Source organism: Roseateles chitinivorans, from assembly GCF_050632235.1.
Lineage (GTDB): Bacteria > Pseudomonadota > Gammaproteobacteria > Burkholderiales > Burkholderiaceae_C > Roseateles > Roseateles chitinivorans_A.
The window spans coordinates 3,923,323-3,944,269 of sequence record NZ_CP192584.1; the positions used below are offsets into that span (position 1 = coordinate 3,923,323).

A 20,947-nucleotide genomic window follows, 5' to 3' on the forward strand; every position below is an offset into this window, starting at 1 on the left:
CGGAGGATCAGTGGATGCAGGCGTCGTCGCGCAGGCCGCTGAAGAGCCAGGTCAGCAGCTTGTCCAGCCATGCGGGAATCCCTTGCCGTGGCGAGGGCGCGGCGCGGCGGCCGTGGATGACGTGCGTCGGTGCGGATCTCATGACGGACTCCTGTCGCCCCGGATGGGCATCTCGATGTCGTCATCGTCGATCAGCGTTGGATGCAGGTAAAGCGAGTCTTATTGCTGCTTGAGTGCAGAATAGTTGCATTCAATCCGCAACGACGAGGACTTCCGTGGACATCACGCTGGCTCGCACCTTTCTCGAGATCGTCGCCGCCGGCAGCTTCGTCCGCGCGGCGGAGACCCTGCACGTCACGCAGACCGCGGTGAGCGCCCGGGTTCGGACGCTGGAGGAGCAGCTCGGCACGACGCTCTTCGTCCGCAACAAGGCCGGCGCGACGCTGACGCCCGCCGGGGAGCAGTTCACGCGCTACGCGTCGATGCTGGTGCAGGTGTGGGAACGCGCGCGCCATCAGGTGGCGCTGCCGCCGGGACGCGAGTCGGTGATGACGATCGGCTGCGAGCTGAGCCTGTGGGATCCGCTGCTGCTCGACTGGCTGCTGTGGATGCGCACGTCGGCACCGCATCTGGCCCTGCGCACCGAGGTCGGCTTTCCCGCGGACCTGATCGATCGGGTGGCTTCGGGGACGCTGGACGTCGCCGTCGTCTACGCGCCGCAGCAGCGGCCGGGCCTGCGCATCGAGCTGCTGCTCGAGGAGAAGCTGGTGCTCGTCACCACGCGCAAGCGCGGCCAGAAGCTCGATCCCGAGGACTACGTCTACGTGGACTGGGGGCCGGAGTTCGCGGCCCAGCATGCGCTGGCCTTCCCGGAGATGGGCCACGCGGGCGTGTCCGCCGGGCTGGGGCCGCTGGGACGCGAATACGTGCTGGCGGCCGGCGGTTCCGGCTACTTCCGGCTGGCGGTGGTGCGCAAGCACCTGGAGAGCGGCAAGCTGCGCCGCATCCGCGGCGCGCCGGAGTTCCTCTATCCGGCCTACGCGGTGTTTGCGGAAGGCGCGGACCTGTCGGTGGTGGCACCTGCCCTGGAGGGACTGCGGCATGCGATCGGGGCGGGCCACGAAGCGCCCGGTGATCGGTAGGCCGCTGCCAGTCCGTCATCCGGCCGTGGCTAGGCGCTGGCGAGGAGCCGCATCGCTTCGCCCTGCGCCTCGTCCGCCGACGGCACGAACGCGAAGCCCAGCCCCAGCACCTTGCCGGCGCCCTGCGCCGCCAACCGGATCGCCGTCGACACGGTGCGGTCGCCGGTGATGAAGACGATGCCGCCGCACAGCTGCTTCATCCGGTCCTTGTTGCGCTTGAAGAAGAGGGCGCGTTCCTTGCGCTCTTCGTGCGATTCCTCGACGTGGTCGCCGGGCAGATGATCGGTCAGCAGCACGAAACGCTCGCCGCGATCGAGCAGCGCGGTCAACTGCGCTTCCACCGTCTCCATCGGCTCCGCCGTTTGTGCCTGCTCCGGCTCCATCAGGAAGACGAGCGGGAATCTCGAGGTGTCGAATTTCATGGCTGCTCCTTCATGGCGTGCCGTAGAGATCGGTCCGCACCGCATGGCTGTAGTGGGCGTCGATCTGCGCGATCTCGGCGGCACCCAGCTCACCGGTTTCCCGAAGCCGGTTCACGTCCGAAATGATGCGGCCCACCGAGGGCAGGCTGTGTCGATCGAGGCGCGGCTCCGGCTGCCAGAGATGCGCCCGGTGGACGGCCTTGCCGCAATGCATGAGCACCTCGTCGATCAGGACGCCGGGCGGCCCGCCGCGCGGTGACGCGTCGAGCCCTCGCTTGCTGCCGGTCGACAGGCAGAAGAAGGTGGCCTTCGCGAGGTCGTCGCGGTGGAAGTCCACCAGCCGGTCGAGCACGGCCTTCTGGATCATGTCGGAAGGCGGGGCGTAGAGGGCATCCAGATCGATGGGGGCCGGGTCTTGCATGGGAGGTCTCATGGTCGTGATGACCCGAGCGTACGGACCAACCGGGTGGCGGCCATACACTACCGGCGCCATCAGATAGCTTGAATCCGCCAATGTCGACACGACTGGACGACGCGTACCAATGGGCGAACTCGGCGGACGGTCCCGTGCTGGTCGCCGTCGAGGAGCGTCAGGACCACGAACTCGCGGCGGGCTCGCACCGGCATGCGCGCGGGCAGCTCTTCGGATCCATGCGCGGGCTGTTGTCGGTGGGCGTGGAGGAGGGCGTCTGGCTCGTCCCGAGCAGCCATGCGGTCTGGCTGCCGCCGCATGAGGCGCACGCGGGGCGTTCCCACGGGCCCTTCCACGGCTGGAGCGTGTATGTCGCCGAGCCGGCCTGCGCGGACCTGCCGCGACGCCCTTGCACCATTCGCGCGTCGGGGCTGCTGCGTGAGGCGGTCCTGCGCGCCTGCAACTGGCCGATCGACGCGTCGACGGCGCCGTTGGCGCCGTTGGCGGCGTCGCGCGGCCATCTCGCCGAGGTCGTGCTCGACGAGATCCGCACGTCGCCACCGGAGCCGTTGGGCCTGCCGCTTCCGAGCGATCCCCGGCTGCAGCGCATCGCCAAGGCCTTGATTGACGATCCCGCCGATGAGCGCGACCTCGAGCAGTGGGCCCACTGGGGCGCGGTCAGCGCGCGGACCCTGAGCCGGCGCTTCGTGTCGGAGACGGGATTCAACTTCAGCGCGTGGCGGCAGCGCGCGCGGATGATGCGGTCGCTCGAGATGCTGGCCGCCGGCGCGGCGGTCTCCGCGGTCGCGCTCGACCTGGGCTATTCGACGGCCAGCGCGTTCATCCAGGTGTTCCGGCGGACCTTCGGCCAGACGCCGGCGGCGTATCGGGTCAGGCTTTGACCGGCGGCCGTTGAGCGCCGTTGCCGGGCGCGCAACCGCAACCGGTGGTGCCTGCGGCAGGCGTGCATCCGGTGGCCGCGGCCAGGTCGACACGTTCGGCCAGGTCCGCCGCGGTCTCCTTGCGCTCGCTGTAGCGGTCCAGCAAGTAGGGGCCGAGATCGCGGGTCAGCAGCGTGAACTTGACCAGTTCCTCCATCACGTCGACGACACGGTCGTAGAACGGGGATGGCTTCATGCGTCCGTCCTCCGTGAATTCGGTGAAGGCCTTGGCGACCGACGACTGGTTGGGGATGGTCAGCATGCGCATCCAGCGCCCGAGCACGCGCATCTGGTTGACGGCATTGAACGACTGCGAGCCGCCCGACACCTGCATCACGGCCAGCGTCTTGCCCTGCGTCGGCCGCACCGAGCCCGTCGACAAGGGGATCCAGTCGATCTGGCTCTTCATGATCCCGGTCATGGCGCCATGCCGTTCCGGCGAGCACCAGACCATCCCCTCGGACCAGGTGGCCAGTTCGCGCAGCTCACTGACCTTCGGATGCGTCTCGGGCGCATCGTCCGGCAGGGGCAGGCCCGTCGGGTTGAAGATCCGGACCTCCGCGCCCAGTGCCTCCAGCAGGCGCGCCGCCTCGAAGGTCAGCAGGCGGCTGTACGACCGCTCGCGCAGCGAGCCGTACAGCAGGAGAAGGCGTGGACGGTGGCGCGACGGCGCGGACACGGTCAGGCGATCCGGCGTGGGGACCTCCAGCAGGTCCATGTTCAGCGCCGGAAGCGTGGCATCGGGAAAGAGGGGTCAGACATGGCGTGCGGGACTCGATGGAGGAGAGGCGGCCTCGCGGCCGGCGGCGCGAGGGGGTGACAGCAGCGGGTGCACGAGCAGCGCCACGGCAGCGCCGATCAGCTCGGCGACGATGAAACCTGGAGCGCTCGCGGGCGCGATGCCGGCGAAGCTGTCGCTGACCATGCGGCCGACCACCGCAGCCGGGTTGGCGAAGGACGTCGACGCGGTGAACCAGTAGGCCGCGCCGATGTAGGCCGCGACCATCGCCGCCACGCGCGCCGGAGGCGCACGCAGGATCACGAGCAGCAGTCCGAACGTGGCGACGCCCTCCGCGATCCATTGGCCCATGCCGCTGCGGGTCCGGGTGGCGACCTGCAGCAGGGGCAGGTCGAACATCGCATGCGCGAGCCAGGCGCCGAGCACCGCGCCGGTCAGCTGCGCGACGACGTAGGGCGGCAGGGCGGTTCTCGGCAGCTCGCCGCGCCAGGCCATGACCGCGCTGACGGCCGGATTGAAGTGGGCGCCGCTGACGGGGCCGAACAGCTCGATCAGGACGTACAGGCCGCCTACGGTGGCGAGCGTGTTGGCCAGCAGCGCGACGGCCATGTTGCCGCCGGAGAGGCGCTCCGCCATGACGCCGGAACCGATCACGACGGCCAGCAGGAGCGCCGTTCCCAGCAGCTCGGCCAACAGCTTGCGGGGCAGATCCATCGCCTCAGCTTCGGGCGATGCTGCGGAGCGCCTGCTGGAGTTCCGCGTGGCGCATCGTCACCAGGGGCAATTGCACCAGCTGCAGCATGCGATAGGCGATGGCCTGCCGCGTGAGCTCGAACGCCCGCCGCCTGCCTTCCTCGCCGCCTTCGGCGTCGGACGGATCCGGATAGCCCCAGTGCACCTTGACCGGTTGTCCCGTGCCACCGAAGAACACTGGGCATTGCTCGGCCGCGGCGCTGTCGCACACGGTGATGACGAGGGACAGCGGCGGTGCGTCCGGCGTGGTGAATTCGTCCCAGTGCTTGCTGCGGCAACCGGTGGTGTCGACGCCGGCGGCCTGCAAGGCCTCGAGCGCCAGCGGGTTGATGCGGCCGCTGGGCGCGCTGCCCGCGCTGAAGCCCCGCACGTCCTTGCCGAGACGTCTCGCCCAGTGGTTGAGCATGGCCTCGCCCAGGACACTCCGGGCGGAGTTGTGGGTGCAGAGGATGAGCACGTTGCGGGTCGTCGAGGTCATGGCGTGTCCCGGGTCAGCAGCCGCAACGGCTCGATGTCGACGTCGATCCCGAGGTCACGCTCACGGCGCAGGCGGCGCCCTGGCAGCAGTTCTCGGTGAGGTAGGCCAGCAGCGCGTTCATCTGCGGATAGACGGCCCGGTAGACCACGTTGCGGCCGACCTGCTCCGAGGTGACCAGTCCCGCCTCGCCGAGGTCCTTCAGGTGGAAGCCCAGCTTGGCGTACGCGACGCCCAGCATGTCGACGAGCGCCCCCGGCGTCAGTCCGTCTTCGCCGGCGACCACCAGGGCGCGGAACGCGTCGAGCCGGATCGGGTGGGCCAATGCGCCGAGGCCGGCCAGGGCAGTCGTCTTGTCCATGTCCAACATTACAACAAAACTTGTAATGTTGGGCAAGCGGAAACGCCGTCAGCGACGGCGGTCCCGAACCGCCACCCGGTGCGAGCCGAGGTCGTTCCCGGAGGAGGAGATCAGGCCGCCACGGCCAATTGCCGCAGCTTGGGCAGGTTGAACGTCAGCGGCGTGTCCGCGAACTCGCGCAGCGTGTCCAGCAGCACGTCCAGTTCGCACTCGCGGCTGTAGAACGCGTTGAAGCCTGCTTCCATGCAGCGGGGCCCGAACAGCACCTCGTCGGCGTTGCTGATGGCGAAGGCCGCGCCGCGGAAGCCGGCCTTGCGCATGCGGGCCACCGTGTTCAGGCCGGAGCCTTCGCTCAAGGCCACGTCGCAGATGACCACGTCGGGCTGGCACAGCGCCGCGGTGATCACGGCGTGTTCTTCGCAGGCGCACTGGGCCACCACGACGGTTCCCGGCACTTCGCCGAGGCGATAGCGCAGGGTGGCGATCCAGGACGGGGAGGGGTCGACGAGAAGGATCTTCATGGCGTGGGCTGGGTGCGATGGCGTTGCCGCAGTGTGACGCCGCGCCCCCTCGCGCGGTATCTCCGGACTTCGGTGTCCCGCGTCCGGTTTGCACCGCAGTGCGTGTCGGCAAAACACCGACAACCGCGCTCCCGGCGATCCGGACGCTCTACGACACCGACGGACTGAACGCCCTCAGCCGCGCCACCTCATCCACCGGCGTCGCGCCGAAGTAGCGCTTGAACTCGCGGCTGAACTGCGACGGGCTCTCGTAGCCGACGCGGGTCGCGGCGACGCCGGCCTTCACGCCCTCGTTGAGCATGATCAGCCGCGCCTTGTGCAGCTTGTAGCTCTTCACGTACTGCAGCGGCGAGGTGTTCGTGATCGCCTTGAAGTTGTGATGGAAGGCCGACACGCTCATGTTCACCAGGCCGGCCAGCTGCTCGACGCTGAGCGGCTTGGCGAAGTTGGACTCGATGTGCTGCAGCGCCTTCGTCACCTGCGCGAAATGCGTGTGCCGGTTGGCCAGCGCCTGCAGCGCCGCGCCGCTTTCGCCGCACAGCACGTGGTAGATGATTTCCTTGAGGATGAGCCTGCCCAGCACCTTCGCGTCGCGCGGGCGGTGCATCGCATCGAACAGCCGTTCGATCGCGCAGAGCACGTCCTCGGTGAACGCCGCGCTGTTGACGCCGGTGGACTCGAGGCTCGCCGGGCGGTCGAGGCTGTCGTCCCCCAGCTCGATCAGCAACTCCTGCAGCACCGCCGTGTCGATGTCGATCGACACGCCGACGAAAGGCTGCTCCTTGCTCGCGATCGTCTGGCACTCGAAGGGCAGGGGGACCGTCAGCAGCAGATAGTTGTCCGCGTCGTAGCGGAAGGTCTTCTCGCCGAGGAATCCCACCTTCGCACCCTGCGCCACGATGACGATCGACGGCTCGTACAGCACCGGCGTGCGCGGATGGGAGGTCTCGGAATAGAGGATCCGCACGCCGGCCACCGGCGACGGGGTCGAGAACGAGCCCGACTTGTAGCGGATCGCGGTGTCGATGATGCGCCGGCGGATGCCGGCGTTGAGCGTGGTGGCCATGAGGTCTTCAAATGACTTCGGGCGCACGCGGTCGGCAGGCCGCGTGCGCCACGAAAGCGGAGGATCAGCGGTGGATCGGCAAGGACTCAGCGGAGGCTCAACGGGCGGCTTCGAGGATCCGCTGGCTGTCCTCGATGCGGATGTCCTGGTGCTCGCCCAGCGCCGTGCCGCCGTGTTCCTTGAGCTTGGCGATCATCGCCGGGATCGAGCTGCCGTCCAGTCCGTAGGCCGACAGCCGCGTGCCGACGCCCAGCTGCTCGAAGAAGGCGCGCGTCGCGGCGATGGCGCCGTCGATGCGCTCCGCCTCGCTGCCGTCGCGCAGACCCCAGACGCGGTCCGCGTACTGCAGCAGCTTCGCGCGCTTCTGCTCCTTCTTGTACTCGAGCACCGACGGCAGCACGACCGCCAGCGTCTGCGCGTGGTCCAGGCCATGCATCGCGGTCAGCTCGTGGCCGATCATGTGCGTTGCCCAATCCTGCGGAACACCGGCGCCGATGAGACCGTTGAGCGCCTGCGTCGCGCTCCACATCACGTTGGCGCGGACGTCGTAGTTCTCCGGCTCGGCCAGCGCGCGCGGGCCTTCCTCGATCAGCGTCAGCAGGATGCCTTCCGAGAAGCGATCCTGGATGCGGCCCTCGGCCGGGTAGGTCAGGTACTGCTCGACCGTGTGGACGAAGGCGTCGACGACGCCGTTGGCCACCTGGCGCGCGGGCAGGCTGTACGTGGTCACCGGATCGAGGACCGCGAACACCGGGTAGGTGAAGGCCGAGAAGAACGGCAGCTTGTCACCGGTCGCCTGGCGGCTGATGACGGCACCGTTGTTGGATTCCGAGCCGGTGGCCGGCAGCGTCAGCACGACGCCCATCTTCACGGCGCCGGTGACCTTGGCGCCGCGGGTCAACAGGATCTCCCACGGATCCTTGGCAGCCTCGTACTGCGCGGCCGCGGCGATGAACTTCGTGCCGTCCGCGACCGAGCCGCCGCCGACAGCCAGCAGGAAGTCGACGTTCTCGGCCTTGACGACCGCGACAGCCTTCATCAGGGTCTCGAAGGTCGGGTTCGGCTCGATGCCGCCGAACTCGAACACCGTGCGGCCGGTCAGCGCCTCGCGGACCTGGTCGAGCACGCCGTTCTTCTTGATGCTGCCGCCGCCGTAGGTGATCAGGATGCGGGCGTCGGCCGGGATCTCCTGGCCGAGCTGGCCGATCTGGCCCTTCCCGAACAGGATCTTGGTGGGCGTGTTGAGGCTGAAGTTGTTCATGGCTTTCGGCTCCGGCTAGGGTGAACAGGGAATCGAGTGGATGGGCTGGATTGTTCGTCCCGGTCTCGATTCCGGCAACGCACGAAGCTGCCGGAGTTTTGCCCAATCCTGTTTCCGAGGCGATGAATGGGCAAGGGTCGGGAGAGTCCCCGCGAGCGCGGGAGTTGGCGGAGGCGGTCGCCATCCTCGACCTTGTCCTACAAGGCTTCGGAGCGTTCTCCGGTCCCGCAGCCAACGCCGGGACCGTACCGTGGCGGCATCGCACTCAGGAGCACCCCCATGACCGCAGCCACCGCCCCGTTCTCGATGACCCAGGCCGGCCACATCACCGGCCTGCCGAAGAGCTACATCCAGGCCTTGATCTCCGACGACCTGCTGGCGCCCAGCCGCGACATGCGCTTCACGTTCCAGGATCTGGTGCTGCTGCAGGCGGCGCGCCGCCTGCTCGACTCGGGCGTGCCTTCATACAAGGTCGTCGCCGCGCTCGCGCATGTCCGCGAGAGCCTCGGACCGATCGATCCGAAGCAGCTGAACTGATCCTGATCCCACCATCCTGAGCACGCGCTGGCTCTCACGTCCAGCGTCATCGCCGCACAGGGCCTGCGCGCCCGTGTGGCTACTCTCGAAGCGGGTCGATCCCTAGGATTTCCCGGTCATTCCACTACCGAGAAACGACCATGTTCCTGAGATCGATCCTGGCGGCCCTGGGCGCCGCCGTCTGCCTGACCCTGCAGGCCTGCGGCGGCGTGTCCGCCGCGGAAGTCCAAGCCCAGGCCGACACCAGTTGCACGCCGCGCAGCTTCGAATCCTGGGTCGGCGGCGACAAGATCAATGTCGTCGACTTCACCGCGACGACCGGCGGCGCGGCGTCGCCGTTCAGGTTCCGCCTGAAGATCAACACCCTGCAGACCGCGCCCACCGACGGCTACTTCGGCCCCATCACGACGGGGACGATGACCTTCTCGTATCCGCGCCAGAACAACCCCGAGGTGCCGTACAACGCCGCCAATCTGTTCCCCGCCAACTACATGCAGGGTCCGGCCTTCGGCGAGAAGGTGGCCTTCCAGGCGCGCGAGATCGCGTGCAACGTCTTCGAGCTTCACTGGAAGGAAGGCAACAAGGGCGACACCGTGACGCACGTCGAGGACTTCAACCGCCAGCAGCTCTGCACCAACATCACCAACATCAACCGCGTGCCGATCCCGGCGGCCTTCGATCCCTTCGACCTGACGAAGCAGATGAACAACCGCGAGCTGTTCCCCGCCGGGAGCCCGGTCGCCTCGGACCAGTTCCCGTTCTTCCCGCTGTGCGGCACGATGAGCCAGAGTCGTGAATCGGAGCGCGTCTGGGAAGACCGCCTGCACTACCTGGTGTACACCGCGCCCTGAACGGGTCGGCCGGTCAGTCCGGCGCCTCGAAGCGCCCGCGCATCTGGCGCAGGCTTTCCGACAGATGCGAGAGGAAAGCCTGGACCCGCGGCGAGTGCCGTAGCGTGGGATGCGTGAGGATCCACAGGTCGGCCGATGCCTCCCGCGGGGCGTCGGCCACGCGCTTGAGCAAGGGGTCCACTTCGCCCAGGAAGCGCGGCAGCAGCGCGGCGCCCAGTCCGGTGCCCGCCATCGCCTGCATCGCGACGAAGGAGTCGACGCGCAGCACCGCGCGTTCATGCGGGACGATGCTCGTAAGCCACCTGCTGGCGGCGGCACCGCTCAGGGAGCCGTCGGGCCAGAGCCAGTCTCCTGCGTCGAGTGCCGCCGCGTCGAGCGGCCGAGCCGCATTCGCCGTGGCGTAGACCGCGAAGTCCATCCGCAGCAGCCGCAGGCCGACCCAGGTCTCGGGCGGATGGGTGGAGGGCCGCAAGGTCACGTCAGCGTCGCGCCGGTCGAGGTTGAGCGCGTTGTTGGTCACCAGCAGCTCGACCTGGATCTCACGGAACTTCGCGCGGAACGACAGCAGCAAGGCAGGCAGGACGCCGAAGGCCAGCGAGTCCGTGGTCGTGAACCGGATGGTGCCGGACAGCGCGGAGGCCTTGCCCTCGATGCTGCGCCGTGCATCGGCGATGGCGGCGTCCATCGACTCCCCGGCCAGCGTGAGCGTGCGGCCCGCCTCGTTGGCGACGTAGCCCGTGGCCAGGCGGTCGAACAGCGGGGAGCCGATGTCGGTCTCGATCGCCGCGATCCGGCGCAGCACCGTGGCATTGGAGACGCCGAGCGCCCGCGCCGCAGCGGCGGCCGATCCCTCGCGGGCCACGGCGACGACGAATCGGAGGTCGTTCCAGTCGAGGTCTTTCAATCGCGCTCCATCGCCCCATCACCGGGGCCGGCGGCGATTGTCAGTGCAGCGCGACGTTCAGCTGATCGACGGCCTCGGCCCAGTCCGCGTCCTGCAGCAGCAGCTCCTTCAGTAGCCGCGACTGCTGCTCGGTCCAGAACGGCGCCTCGGTGATCTTCACGTCACCGGGCAGGGGACGGTGCACGGAGATGAATTCGCGGATCTCCGCCTCGGAGGACGGGAGGCCGAGTTGATCGAACAGCTCGTGGAACTGGTGGTTGGTGGCTTCCATGGTGCTTCCTTCAGAAAATTCGCCCGCGTTTGAGGTTAACGTCTGCCTCCTTTTCGCGGTGTAGGACAGTCGTCCATCCTGCGGTGCACGGCGGCAACTGGGGCAGACGACCGCCCCCGGAAGCGAGCGAACAGATAACACGATTAATGGAAGACGAGGGGATCGATGGAAATGACCGATGAGCTCTATGCTCGGATCACCGCGCTCTGCGCTGAAGGTGATGCGCTGGCCGAGGAGGATGACGGCCTTGCCGACGCGAAGCTGAAGTTCGAAGAAGCACTCCAGCTCATGCCCGGTGATCCGCTGGATTGGGAGATGGGGACCTGGATCTTCTGCGCCCTGGGAGACATGGCCTATCTCAGTGGCGACTTGGCGGTGGCCCACGAACATTTCAATTCGGCGGTGCGTGGGCCCGGTGGCTTTGGGCAGCCCTTCATCCATTTGCGGCTCGGAGAAATCGCCTTCGAAGATGGCCGGATGGACCGGGCTGCCGATGAGCTCACCCGGGCCTACATGGGCGCCGGGCTGGAGGTCTTCGAACTGGAAGACCCGAAATACCTAGCGTTCCTGCGAACCAAAATCCATATGGATGAATGACCGCACAGATATAGCTGAAGTTCCTTTGTCGCTGAGTTCATGGCCACTCCTGATTTCAGGAAGGTCCTGTTTCGATGGCGGAACTTCATTGGCGCTGAGCCCGTGGATGACCCGCAGTTCCTCGATCTGGACGCATCAGCCGAGGCTATATCTTCATTTCCCAGCCGGCGGCGCCACAAGTGCCCCTTCGATCCCATGCCGTCGCAGCGCCTCCGCGACGAAGCCCGAGGCCTTCATCTCCTCGACGAATCCGCTGAGCCATCGCTGCGCCGCGGCGCGCCCCTTGGGCACGCCCATCGCCTGCTCGATCACCATGAAGCGGCCCGGCAGCAGGCGCACGCCGCCCACGCGGCGCGCGTCCGCTTCCAGCTGCTGGCGCACGCCGGCGGCGACGTCGAGCTGATCGGCGAGGAACATGTCGGTCACCGCCGGCGACGTCGGCGCGCGCACCAGTGTCGCGGACTTGATCTCGCGGGTCAGGTACAGGTCGTAGGCGCTGCCGCGGCCGACGACGATGGTCGTGCCCGTGCGGTCGACGTCCTCGTTGCGCCGCAGCGGCGCGTCGTTGCGGACCAGGTACGCACCTTCGATGATCACGTAGGGCGCCGTGTAGTCGGTGTCGGCACCGCGCAGCGGGTCGATCGCGACGAAGGCCAGGTCGACCTGCTTCTCCTTGATCGCTTCGACGACCTTGCCTGCCGCGTTGAAGGCCATGAGCTCGATGCCCACGCCCAATCGCCGCGCCGCCTCGCGCGCGAGGTCGACCGACACGCCGCGCAACTCGCCGTCAGGACCACGGCTGGCCAGAATGGGATTGCCCAAGTTGATCGCGGCGCGCAGCTTGCCGGTGCCGCTCAACTCGGCGGCCGCGGCCCGGGCATCGGCCGGGTCTGCCGTGCCGGCCGATCCGATGCCGGCCCCGCCGCTGGCGCCGGCCGTCGGCGATGCGCAGGCATTCAGCAACAGGGAAGCGGCACCCGCCGCACAGAGTTCACGACGTTGAACGTTCATGTCGATGTCCTTGGTGAATCAGTCCGCGCTGCCCGCCAGCACGATCTTCCCGAGATGCTCGGCCTGCTCCATCGAGGCCTTGGCCTGCGCCAGGTCCTCGAAGCGGAAGACGCGGTCCACCACGGGCCGCAGGCGGCCGTCGGCGAACAGGGGCAACCAGTCGGCCTGGAAGCCCGGCACCGGTTCCGCGCGCTGCTGCGGTGAGCGGAGCTTGTTCGAGACGCCGAACAGATGGAGGCGCCGCGCGTGCAGCGCTTCGAGGTCGAGTTCGGCCTTGAGCACGCCGTCCACGTAGCCGACCATCGCCAGCCGCCCCTGGAAGCCCAGCGCCCGCACGCACTCGGCGAAGACGGTGCCGCCGACGGTGTCGATGGCGAGGTCCGCACCGCGACCATCGGTGGCCTCGCGCACCGCGGCCGCGAAGTCGGGCGAGCGGGTCTCGAGGCCGAGATCCAAGCCCAATGTCTTCAGCCGCTCGAGCTTGGCCGCGCTGCCGGACGTGGCGATCACGCGTGCGCCCATCGCCTTGGCCGCCGACAGCGCGGCCACGCCGACGCCGGAGCTGCCGCCCGCCACGAGCAGGGTCTCACCCGCTGTCAGACGGCCCTGGATCACCAACATGTCGTAGACGACCAGGAAGGTCAGCGGGATCGCGCCGGCCTCGGTCCAGTCGAGCGCTTCGGGCACGTGCAGCGCTTCCGCCTCGCTGATCAGCGCGAAGTCGGCGAAGCCGCCGGCGCAGCGGCCCATGGCGCGGTCGCCGACGCGCCAGCCTTGCACGCCGTCGCCGACCTCGACCACCTCGCCGGCCGCCTCCGCGCCCACTGGCTTGGGCGCGCCACCGGCGCCATGGAGGCCGTGACCGGCCAGGAACTCGCCGCGGTTCAGACCGGCCGCGCGGACGCGGACCAGCAGTTGACCGGAACCGGGGGAAGGGCGGGGCAGGTCGTCGCGGAGCAGCAGTTCCACATGACCGTCCCGATGCTGGAGGGTGTAGCCGCGCATGGTGCGATCGCGCTCAGGGACGCGCCAGCGCGGCCAGCTCGCGCACGTCGGCCAGTTCGCCGAGATTCCAGCAGGCCGCGATCAGCGCGTCGCTGCGCGCGGCGCCGATGACGACGTCGGACTGCGAATGGAACTTCGCCTCCAGCGCCGCGTCGCTCATCGGCTTGTGCAGCGAGCCGATCGCGTGCTCGACGAACACGTGGACACGACGGCCGTCGCGCAGCACGGCGGTCATGTCGACGGAAGCCTCGTCGATGCTGTCGTCCACCGTCGCGACGACCTTGCGGCGCAGTGCGACGACGTCCTCGCGATTGACGATCGCGTCGTCGTATTCCGGTTCGCCGGCGCGGCCGAAGATCAGCCCGGCCGACACGCCGTGATAGACGCTGAACTTGCCCTGCAGGCCGTCCGCCGGTTCCTTCTTGCCGGTCAGCTCCAGCACCAGCGAATGCACCTTGAGCTCGATGCGCTCGACGTCCTCGGGCCTCACGCCCTGCTCGCGCAGCTGCACGGCGGCGTCGATGCTCGGGTGGATGACGATGCCGCAGGCGAACGGCTTGTAGGTGTTGAAGGAGATCTCGAAGCGCTCGCCGAGTTCGTCGGTGGCTTCGTTCCAGGCGTACTTCGTCGACACCACCTGCGCGAAGCCGCGCGGCGCTTCCAGCGCCCGCGGGCTGGCGGTGTAGCCGTGCTTCGCGAGTAGCGCCGACAACAGCCCGGCGCGCGCCGCGCCGCCCGGGTGGAAGGGCTTGGTCATGGTGCCGAACTGCTCGCGCAGGCCGATGGGCTGCGAGGCGGCGATGCCCAGCGCCATCTGGGTCCGGTGCTCGTCCAGGCCGAGCAACCGCGCGCAGGCCGCCGCCGCGCCCAGCGTGCCGGTCGATCCGGTGATGTGCCAGCCGCGGTCGTAGTGCTCCGGGTAGACCAGGTTGCCCATGCGGCAGGAGACGTCGATGCCCAGGACCATCGCGTCGATGAGCTGCCGGCCGGACAGGCCGAGGTGCTCGGCCAGCGCGAGCGCGGCGGAAGCCACCGGACCCGCCGGATGGATGATGGTCTTCAGATGCGTGTCGTCGAAGTCGAAGGTGTGCGAGCTGATGCCGTTGAGCAGCGCGGCGCCGGCCATGTCGACCTTCTCGGCGCGGCCGAGGACGCTGGCCTGCGCGGACGGCTCCAGCATCCGGATGGCGGACAGCGCCGCGTGCATCGCCTCGTGACCGGCGGCGCCGACGGCGCAGCCGGCCCAGTTCATGAAGGTGCGATGGGCCTCGTGGTCCACCGCGTCGCTCCAGCCGCGCGACGGATGCGTGGCCACGTAGCGGGCGAGGATCTGGGTGATGGGCGGGGCGTTGTGGTCAGCGACGACCTGGGTGTTGCGTGCCATGGGGTTCTCTCGTTCTTCAGTCGTGTCTGCGGTGGTCTGTCCGGTCGGCCGCTCAGTCGTCGACCTGGATCTTGCGGTCGCGCGCCAGCGCGGTCCAACAGGCCACCTCGGCCTGGATGTGATGCCCGAACTGCTCGGGGCTCATGGCGGTCGGATCGACGGCTTCGCCGGCGAGCTTCTCGCGCATGTCCGGCGCCGTGAGGATGGTGTTGAGCGTGGTGTTGAGTTGCTTGACGACGGCCGGGGGATGCCCGCCGGACCGACGACGCCGTACCACTGCATCGCGTCGAAGCCCTTGAAGCCGGCCTCGATCAGCGTGGGCACGTCCTTGAGCGTCGGGTTGCGCGCGGTGCCGGTGACCGCCAGCGGCTTCACGCGGCCGGAGCGGATGTGGGGCAGGGCCGCCGCGAGTCCCGGGAACATCGCATGCGTCTGTCCGCCCATCAGGTCGGTGAAGGCCGGCGCGATGCCGCGGTACGGCACGTGCAGCATGAAGACGCCGGACTGCTGCTTGAACAGCTCCATCACCAGCTGCGTCAGCGAGCCCACGCCCGAGGAGCCGTAGCTGAGCTTGCCGGGGTTCTTGCGGCAGTACTCGATGAAGCCCTTGAGGTCGTTGACCGGCACCGAGGTGTTGACCACCAGCACGTTGGGCGTGCCGCCGATCATGCCTATGGGGCTGAAGTCCTTGACCGCGTCGTAGGGCAGCTTGCGCGTGGCCGGGCTGGTGCCGTGCGTGGCCACGTAGCCCTGCATGAGGGTGTAGCCGTCGGCGGGCGCCTTGGCGGTGGCCTGCGTGGCGATCACGCCGCCGCCGCCGCCCATGTTGTCGACCACGAAGGTCTGGTTGAGCACATGGCCCCAGCGCTCGCAGACCGCGCGGCCGATGAAGTCGCTGCCGCCGCCCGCGGCCACGGGCACGATGTAGCGGATCGGCTTGCTGGGGAAAGCGTCTGCCGCCCAGGCGCGTCGTGCGGCGAGCAGCAACGCGGGAGCGGCGATCAGCACGGATCGTCGGTTCGTCATGGGTTTGTCTCCGGATGAAGCGGGGCTCTTGTGATGGCCCTCGTTCTTGCTTTGGTGGGAGGTGCGCCGGCGCGCGCCCGGTCGCGGCCTAGCTCATGTCGTCGCCGGGGCGGTCGATCGGGTGGTCGCCGTCGTTCTTGCCTTCCGTCTGCAGCAGCCGGCCGTGCGCCGCGTTGACGTGGTGTTCCTGCAGGCGCTGGCACAGCGCGGCGTCGCCGTCGTCCAGCGCCGCGACGATCTGGTCGTGCTCCTGGATCGAGACCTTCATGCCCACGTCGCGCGACAGGTTGCGCAGCCGCGAGAGGTGCAGCTGCTGGACGATGCCCTGGTAGGTGCGCGTCAGCGGCTCGTTGTCGGTGGCCTCCACGATGGCCCAGTGGAAGGCGAGGTTGGCGGCGTAATAGGCCTGCACGTCGCGGCGGCGGGCGTTGGCCTTCATCTCGCGGCCGAGCGTCACGAGGCGCTTCACGAGCGCGTCGCGGCGGGGGCGGTCGAGGGCGGCGGCGCGGCGGCCGGCGTGGCCGTCGAGCAGGCTGCGCAGCTCGTAGAGGTTGGCGACTTCCTTGGGATCGAGAACCCGCACGAACACGCCGGCGTGCTTGCGCGCGGCGACCAGGCCGGTGCTCTCGAGCTCGCGCAGCGCCTCGCGCACGGGCACACGGGAGACGCGCAGGCGGGCCGCGACGTCCGGTTCGTTGATGCGCTGACCCGGCGGCAGGTCGCCGCGCAGGATCGCGTTCAGCACCTCGTCGCGGACGAGCTTGGCGAGCGACGTGTCCCGCACATCGGCGAGCAGGTCGGGGGAGGTGTCGTTGATCCAGGGGAGCATTCGTCTATCGTATACGATTAGACGAAAGCGACAAGGCCGGGAGCCCGGCCTTTACCGTCACGGTGCGAACTGCGGTGTCTGGTCCTCAGGCCGCCATCGGCGCGAGGTGGCACCCCGCCGAATCGCCATCGGTGGACAGGGCGAGGCCCACGTCGACGGGCAACTGGAGCCCCGACCCGCCGCAGGCCGTCGCCCGGACCAGCGGCGCGAACGGCGCCTGGACCTGGCCGAACAAGGTCGCGAACGGCACGTCCGCCGCATCCCGGCCGGTGCCGATGCGCACGAACCCCATCGGGATGCCGGTCCCCGACGCGTCGAAGGTGTACCAGCGCCGGCCGAGGTAGACCTCGACATAGGCGTGGAAGTCGGGCGCCTTGGTCGGGTCGGCGCCGTAGTCGGTGCCGGTGACGTAGCGCGCGGGCATCGACAAGGCCCGGCACAGCGCGATCATCACGTGCGCCTGGTCGCGGCAGACGCCGACGCGATCCGTCAGGGTGTCGAGCGCCGAGGTCTGCGTCGTCGATCCGAAGGCGGAATAGGCGATGTGCCGCTGCACCCAGCGCGCGATCGCGGCGGCGCGGGCGTAGCCCGGCGGCAGATGACCGAACTCGGCATCGGCCCATTGGACGAGCCGGTCGGATTCGCAGTACCGGCTCGGCGCCAGGTAGCACAGGCACTCGCTGGGCAGCTCGTCGACCGGCGTTTCCTCGATCGAGACCGGATCGCCGATGCGGTGGTCGATCGTCACGCTCGCGGTATAGGTCAGGTGGAAGTTCCCCTGCGGCGCGCGCATGCGCAGCAGCCGGTTGCGGCTGCCGGCGAGCGTGTCCGAGCGCCACGGGACCTCCGGCGTCACGACGATCTGTTCCTGCAGCACGCGCTGCGCCGCCGTCTGTGCCGGCTGGATGTTGAACACGAAATCGCCGGAGGGCGAGTCGATGCGGTAGTCCAGTTCGAAGTGGAGATCGAGGCGAATCATGGGGTCCTGCCGTTCTCGACGACGCAATGAATGAAGTGCAGCTTGGGGACGACCCGGCGCTGCAGCACGAAGGGGTAGAAGTCGGGCTGGCCCATCGCGCGGGACATCTCGTTCATCACGCTGGTGATGGCGAGCCAGTCGCGCAGCAGGCGCAGGAAGTCCGGACCGGTGGCGTGGCCCGGCGACCAGAGGTCGTCCCGTCCATAGGGCAGGGGCCGTGCCTCGTCGACGGTGCTGAGCAGCTTGAAGCTGCCGGCGGTGTCGATGGTGTCGCGCAGGTGCAGGTAGTGCGCCCAGGTCTCCGCCCAGTCCTCCCAGGGATGCGCGCTGGCGTACGACGTGATGAAGCGCTGCGGCCAGTCCGGCGGCGGGCCGGCGGCGTGGTGGCGTTGGAGGGCGCCGGCGTAGTCGAGGCGCTCGTCCCCGAACAGCGTGCGGAAAGGCTCGTGCCAGGTCGTGCCGGCGACCAGCCGGTCCCAGTAGTAATGACCGATCTCGTGGCGGAAATGCCCGAGCAGCGTCCGGTAGGACTCGCCCATGCGCTGCCGGGCGGCCTCGCGCTTGGCGTCGTCCGCTTCCTCGATGTTGATGGTGATCACGCCCCAGGCGTGCCCCGTCATCACGCGCGGCTGGCCGGGCAGCGTGCGCAGGAAGTCGAAGGCCAGGCCGCGGTCGCCGGCTTCCGACTTCGGCGCGACCGGCAGCTGCAGGCCGAGCAGTTGCGAGACCAGACGCCGCTTGGCGCGCTCCAGGCGCCCCCAGAGTTCGGCGTTGATCGGGTCCGATAGATCGGGAATGGTGCGGTTGAGCGCACAGGCGACGCACAGCGGACCGCAACGCCGGTCATCCAGCGGGAGCAGCCAGTTGCAGCCGGCGGCGGTGTGGAAGTTCGCGCAGCGGGTGAAGAGTCCGTCGATGCCGGCGATGCGCCAGGTCGCGGTGGCGGGACCGGGCAACAGCGCGTGCAGCGTCAGGTCGTCCGGCAGGAAGCCGAGCGGTGCCGCGCAGGCCAGGCAGGCACTGTTGCGGAAGTAGAGGCGGTGGCCACAGGTGCAGCGATAGACGCGGGGAGAGGTCATGGTCAAGGCTCCCTTGGCAAGCATGGGGCCTGACCGGGGCGCGCTAGTGAGGGGTGGCGCCCACCACGCCGGCAGCAGCCGCTGCACCTCGGCGCGGGCGAAGCGGTCGTCGATCAGATGGACGACGCCGCGGTCCTCGGTGGTGCGGATCACCCGCCCCGCCGCCTGCACGACTTTCTGCAAACCCGGGTAGAGGTAGGTGTAGTCGTAACCCGCGCCGAAGAGCTGCTCCATGCGCGCCCGGATCTGTTCGTTGACCGCGTTGACCTGCGGCAGCCCGAGCGTGGACAGGAAGGCGCCGATGAGGCGCCTTCCCGGCAGGTCGACGCCTTCCGCGAACGCGCCGCCCAGCACCGCGAACCCCACACCCCGACCGTCGACGGTGAAGCGGTCGAGGAACTGGCGCTGCTCGCCTTCGCTCATGCGGCGCGACTGGCGCCATTGCGGGACGTCGGGATGACGCTCGGCCAGCAGCGCCGCCACCTGCTCCAGGTAGTCGTAGCTGCTGAGGAACGCCAGGTAGTTGCCCGGCGCGCGGCCGTACTGCGCCGCGATCAGGTCGGCGATCGGCTGCAGCGAGGCGCGCCGGTGCTGGTACCGCGTCGAGATGTGCGACGCCACATGCACCTGCAACTGGCTGGCGTCGAAGGGCGAGGGCACCTCGACGCTCGCGTGGTTCTCGGGCAATCCCAGCAGGTCCGCGTGGAAGGCCTGCGGCTGCAGCGTCGCCGAGAACAGCGTGCTCGTCTGCGCCGCCGCGAGCCGGGGGCGCAGGAACGGCGCGGGGACGATGTTGCGGATGCAAAGGACGGGCAGGCCCGGCTTGGCGTGGAAGCCCTCCGGCTTCTGCACGTCCACCAGCGAGTGCGGTCCGAAGGACTCCACCGCGCGCGCCAGGTGCATCGCCTCGAAGTGGAAGTCGAGCAGCGCTTCGTCGGCGTCATCGGGATGGGCGGCGAGGTGTTCCGCGACCACGCCGATGCCGTGCTGGAGCGCGCTCAGCAGGGACTCGGGGAATTGCTCGTACGCCGCATACGGCTCGGCCTGCGCCTTGTCGATCGCCCGCCAGCTCCGGCGCACCTTGTCCAGGGCCTGGCGCACGGGCGGCGAGGCCGAGGCGCCCGCCGAGTGCCGCGCCTGGTAGAGCCGCTCCGGTGACAGCGTCGCGCTGAACATCTTGCGGCCGCGGTCGACGAGGTTGTGCGCCTCGTCGACCAGCAGCCCGATGCGCCACTGGTTCACCTGCGTCAGCCCGTGGAGCAGCGCGCCGTGGTCGAAGTAATAGTTGTAGTCGCCGACCACCACGTCGGCCCAGCGGGCCAGTTCCTGGCTCAGGTAGTACGGGCAGACTGCATGGGCCAGCGCCGCCTCGCGCACGGCGTCGCGGGTCAACGCGACGCCTTGGCCGTCGCCTGTGCCGTCGCGCTCGTGCGCCTCATGCGTATCCAGGTCTTGCCCGATGCGCAGCGCCGCCGAGCGCGCGGCGGGCAGGCGGTCGTAGAAGCCCCTGGCCAGCGGACAGGACTCGCCGTTGCAGGCCTGGTCCGGATGCTCGCAGGCCTTGTCGCGGGCGACGAGCTCCAGCACGCGCAGCGGTGCCGCCGGCGCCAGCCGCTCGATCGCATCCAGCGCCGTCTGCCGGCCCGAGGTCTTCGCCGCCAGGAAGAAGACCTTGTCCAGGCGCTGTCCGGGCGCGGCCTTCAGCAACGGGAAGATCGTGCCCATCGTCTTGCCGATGCCGGTCGGCGCCTGTGCGAGCAGGCAGCGGCCCGAGGCCGCTGCGCGGTACACCGCCTCCGCAAGCGGCCGTTGTCCGACGCGGAAGTCGCCGAACGGAAAGCTCAGCGCCTGCAGTGCTGCATCCCGTCGTTCCCGGTGATCGAGCTCGAGCGCGGCCCAGACGAGGAATCGCTCGCACAGCGATTCGAAGTGCGCTCGCAGTTCCGCCGCCGTGCAGCGCTCGGTCAGGACCGTTTCCTCCTGGCTGCCGAGGTCCAGGTAGACCAGCGCGACCTCGATGTCCGGCAGGTCGTCGGCCTGGCACTGCAGCCACGCGTAGACCTTGGCCTGCGCCCAATGGAGCCGGCGATGCGTGGGGCGCTGCCGGTCGAGGCTGCCGCGGAAGGTCTTGATCTCCTCGAGGCGCCGCCTCGCCGGATCGAAGCCGTCGGCGCGTCCGCGCACGCGCAGGTCGCCGAACTCGCCGCTCAGCGTCACTTCCCGCCGGTAGTCCGGACCGCGGCGCTCATACACGAGCGCGTGGCCGGCGATGCCTTCCTGCGCCGTCGGCGCGGGCGTGAAGCGCAGATCCAGGTCGCCCTGCTTGGCGGTGAACTCGCAGAGCTCGCGGACGGCGACGGTATAGGGCACGACGGGGGTCA

General features: G+C 69.1%; 24 protein-coding genes and 1 pseudogene. 5 read left to right on the forward strand and 20 right to left on the reverse strand.

Annotated elements, in window-relative coordinates:
* Window positions 1-7: 7 nt before the first annotated feature.
* Window positions 8-142: a hypothetical protein gene (locus ACQ859_RS18020; RefSeq protein ID WP_431262070.1), complete on the reverse strand. Its 135-nt coding sequence runs from the start codon at window positions 140-142 to the stop codon at window positions 8-10.
* Between the two features lie 133 nt (window positions 143-275).
* Between ACQ859_RS18020 and ACQ859_RS18025 the strand changes: the two genes are divergently transcribed.
* Window positions 276-1,142, forward strand: coding sequence for a LysR family transcriptional regulator (locus ACQ859_RS18025; protein ID WP_431262071.1), 867 nt, complete (start codon window positions 276-278; stop codon window positions 1,140-1,142).
* A 29-nt stretch (window positions 1,143-1,171) separates the two neighbouring features.
* Here the strand turns inward: ACQ859_RS18025 and ACQ859_RS18030 are convergent, their stop codons facing one another.
* Both ACQ859_RS18030 and ACQ859_RS18035 read right to left on the reverse strand, forming a co-directional pair.
* Complete coding sequence (locus tag ACQ859_RS18030; RefSeq protein ID WP_431262072.1) at window positions 1,172-1,564, reverse strand: hypothetical protein; 393 nt, start codon at window positions 1,562-1,564, stop codon at window positions 1,172-1,174.
* A gap of 10 nt (window positions 1,565-1,574) precedes the next feature.
* Window positions 1,575-1,985 carry a hypothetical protein gene (locus tag ACQ859_RS18035; protein WP_431262073.1) on the reverse strand — a complete coding sequence of 137 codons (411 nt, stop codon included), beginning with the start codon at window positions 1,983-1,985 and terminating at the stop codon, window positions 1,575-1,577.
* Window positions 1,986-2,077: 92 nt separating this feature from the next.
* On the opposite strand from ACQ859_RS18035, the gene ACQ859_RS18040 reads away from it, so the two are divergent.
* Window positions 2,078-2,878, forward strand: a complete 801-nt coding sequence (locus ACQ859_RS18040) for an AraC family transcriptional regulator (RefSeq protein ID WP_431262074.1) — start codon at window positions 2,078-2,080, stop codon at window positions 2,876-2,878.
* Here ACQ859_RS18040 and arsH read toward each other — a convergent pair.
* The 7 genes from arsH to yqhD all read right to left on the reverse strand — a co-directional run bounded on the left by arsH (window position 2,868) and on the right by yqhD (window position 8,093).
* A complete protein-coding gene (gene arsH, locus ACQ859_RS18045; protein WP_431266587.1) occupies window positions 2,868-3,641 on the reverse strand; it encodes an arsenical resistance protein ArsH in 774 nt (257 codons plus the stop codon). The two genes, ACQ859_RS18040 and arsH, sit on opposite strands and share 11 nt — an antisense overlap.
* Before the next feature lie 30 nt (window positions 3,642-3,671).
* Window positions 3,672-4,370, reverse strand: coding sequence for an aquaporin (locus ACQ859_RS18050; RefSeq protein ID WP_431262075.1), 699 nt, complete (start codon window positions 4,368-4,370; stop codon window positions 3,672-3,674).
* 4 nt (window positions 4,371-4,374) lie between these two features.
* A complete protein-coding gene (locus tag ACQ859_RS18055; RefSeq protein WP_431262076.1) occupies window positions 4,375-4,887 on the reverse strand; it encodes an arsenate reductase ArsC in 513 nt (170 codons plus the stop codon).
* A 13-nt stretch (window positions 4,888-4,900) separates the two neighbouring features.
* Entirely contained in the window at window positions 4,901-5,245 is a 345-nt protein-coding gene (locus ACQ859_RS18060) for an ArsR/SmtB family transcription factor (RefSeq protein ID WP_431262077.1), read from the reverse strand.
* 110 nt (window positions 5,246-5,355) lie between these two features.
* The gene (locus ACQ859_RS18065) at window positions 5,356-5,766 is read right to left on the reverse strand and encodes a response regulator (RefSeq protein ID WP_431262078.1); all 411 of its coding nucleotides are present in this window, start codon (window positions 5,764-5,766) and stop codon (window positions 5,356-5,358) included.
* Window positions 5,767-5,914: 148 nt separating this feature from the next.
* A complete protein-coding gene (locus ACQ859_RS18070; RefSeq protein ID WP_431262079.1) occupies window positions 5,915-6,832 on the reverse strand; it encodes an AraC family transcriptional regulator in 918 nt (305 codons plus the stop codon).
* A gap of 97 nt (window positions 6,833-6,929) precedes the next feature.
* On the reverse strand, window positions 6,930-8,093 hold the full coding sequence (gene yqhD, locus ACQ859_RS18075) for an alcohol dehydrogenase (RefSeq protein ID WP_431262080.1): 1,164 nt from the start codon (window positions 8,091-8,093) through the stop codon (window positions 6,930-6,932).
* A 279-nt stretch (window positions 8,094-8,372) separates the two neighbouring features.
* Between yqhD and ACQ859_RS18080 the strand changes: the two genes are divergently transcribed.
* Together ACQ859_RS18080 and ACQ859_RS18085 are read left to right on the forward strand one after the other, a co-directional pair.
* Window positions 8,373-8,630, forward strand: a complete 258-nt coding sequence (locus ACQ859_RS18080) for a MerR family transcriptional regulator (protein WP_431262081.1) — start codon at window positions 8,373-8,375, stop codon at window positions 8,628-8,630.
* Between the two features lie 140 nt (window positions 8,631-8,770).
* Window positions 8,771-9,481, forward strand: a complete 711-nt coding sequence (locus ACQ859_RS18085; protein ID WP_431262082.1) for a MoaF-related domain-containing protein — start codon at window positions 8,771-8,773, stop codon at window positions 9,479-9,481.
* A 13-nt stretch (window positions 9,482-9,494) separates the two neighbouring features.
* Here the strand turns inward: ACQ859_RS18085 and ACQ859_RS18090 are convergent, their stop codons facing one another.
* Together ACQ859_RS18090 and ACQ859_RS18095 are read right to left on the reverse strand one after the other, a co-directional pair.
* On the reverse strand, window positions 9,495-10,385 hold the full coding sequence (locus ACQ859_RS18090) for a LysR family transcriptional regulator (RefSeq protein WP_431262083.1): 891 nt from the start codon (window positions 10,383-10,385) through the stop codon (window positions 9,495-9,497).
* A gap of 40 nt (window positions 10,386-10,425) precedes the next feature.
* Complete coding sequence (locus ACQ859_RS18095) at window positions 10,426-10,656, reverse strand: DUF2789 domain-containing protein (protein WP_431262084.1); 231 nt, start codon at window positions 10,654-10,656, stop codon at window positions 10,426-10,428.
* Between the two features lie 165 nt (window positions 10,657-10,821).
* Here ACQ859_RS18095 and ACQ859_RS18100 point away from each other — a divergent pair, with 165 nt between their 5' ends.
* The gene (locus tag ACQ859_RS18100) at window positions 10,822-11,253 is read left to right on the forward strand and encodes a tetratricopeptide repeat protein (RefSeq protein WP_431262085.1); all 432 of its coding nucleotides are present in this window, start codon (window positions 10,822-10,824) and stop codon (window positions 11,251-11,253) included.
* A 153-nt stretch (window positions 11,254-11,406) separates the two neighbouring features.
* On the opposite strand, the gene ACQ859_RS18105 is transcribed toward ACQ859_RS18100, so the two are convergent.
* From ACQ859_RS18105 to ACQ859_RS18140, 8 genes and pseudogenes are all read right to left on the reverse strand, one after another.
* A complete protein-coding gene (locus tag ACQ859_RS18105; RefSeq protein WP_431262086.1) occupies window positions 11,407-12,264 on the reverse strand; it encodes an ABC transporter substrate-binding protein in 858 nt (285 codons plus the stop codon).
* Between the two features lie 18 nt (window positions 12,265-12,282).
* On the reverse strand, window positions 12,283-13,269 hold the full coding sequence (locus ACQ859_RS18110; protein WP_431262087.1) for a zinc-binding dehydrogenase: 987 nt from the start codon (window positions 13,267-13,269) through the stop codon (window positions 12,283-12,285).
* Window positions 13,270-13,282: 13 nt separating this feature from the next.
* The gene (locus ACQ859_RS18115) at window positions 13,283-14,653 is read right to left on the reverse strand and encodes an MmgE/PrpD family protein (protein WP_431262088.1); all 1,371 of its coding nucleotides are present in this window, start codon (window positions 14,651-14,653) and stop codon (window positions 13,283-13,285) included.
* Window positions 14,654-14,794: 141 nt separating this feature from the next.
* Window positions 14,795-15,679, reverse strand: a complete 885-nt coding sequence (locus tag ACQ859_RS18120) for a Bug family tripartite tricarboxylate transporter substrate binding protein (protein ID WP_431262089.1) — start codon at window positions 15,677-15,679, stop codon at window positions 14,795-14,797.
* 88 nt (window positions 15,680-15,767) lie between these two features.
* Window positions 15,768-16,508 carry a GntR family transcriptional regulator gene (locus ACQ859_RS18125; protein ID WP_431262090.1) on the reverse strand — a complete coding sequence of 247 codons (741 nt, stop codon included), beginning with the start codon at window positions 16,506-16,508 and terminating at the stop codon, window positions 15,768-15,770.
* 85 nt (window positions 16,509-16,593) lie between these two features.
* Window positions 16,594-17,487 carry a transglutaminase-like domain-containing protein gene (locus tag ACQ859_RS18130; protein ID WP_431262091.1) on the reverse strand — a complete coding sequence of 298 codons (894 nt, stop codon included), beginning with the start codon at window positions 17,485-17,487 and terminating at the stop codon, window positions 16,594-16,596.
* Window positions 17,484-18,590, reverse strand: a complete 1,107-nt coding sequence (locus ACQ859_RS18135; protein WP_431266588.1) for a zinc-binding metallopeptidase family protein — start codon at window positions 18,588-18,590, stop codon at window positions 17,484-17,486. Before ACQ859_RS18135 ends, ACQ859_RS18130 begins: the two co-directional genes overlap by 4 nt.
* Before the next feature lie 36 nt (window positions 18,591-18,626).
* A pseudogene (locus tag ACQ859_RS18140) lies at window positions 18,627-20,936 on the reverse strand (ATP-dependent DNA helicase); the annotation flags it as partial.
* Window positions 20,937-20,947 lie beyond the last annotated feature (11 nt).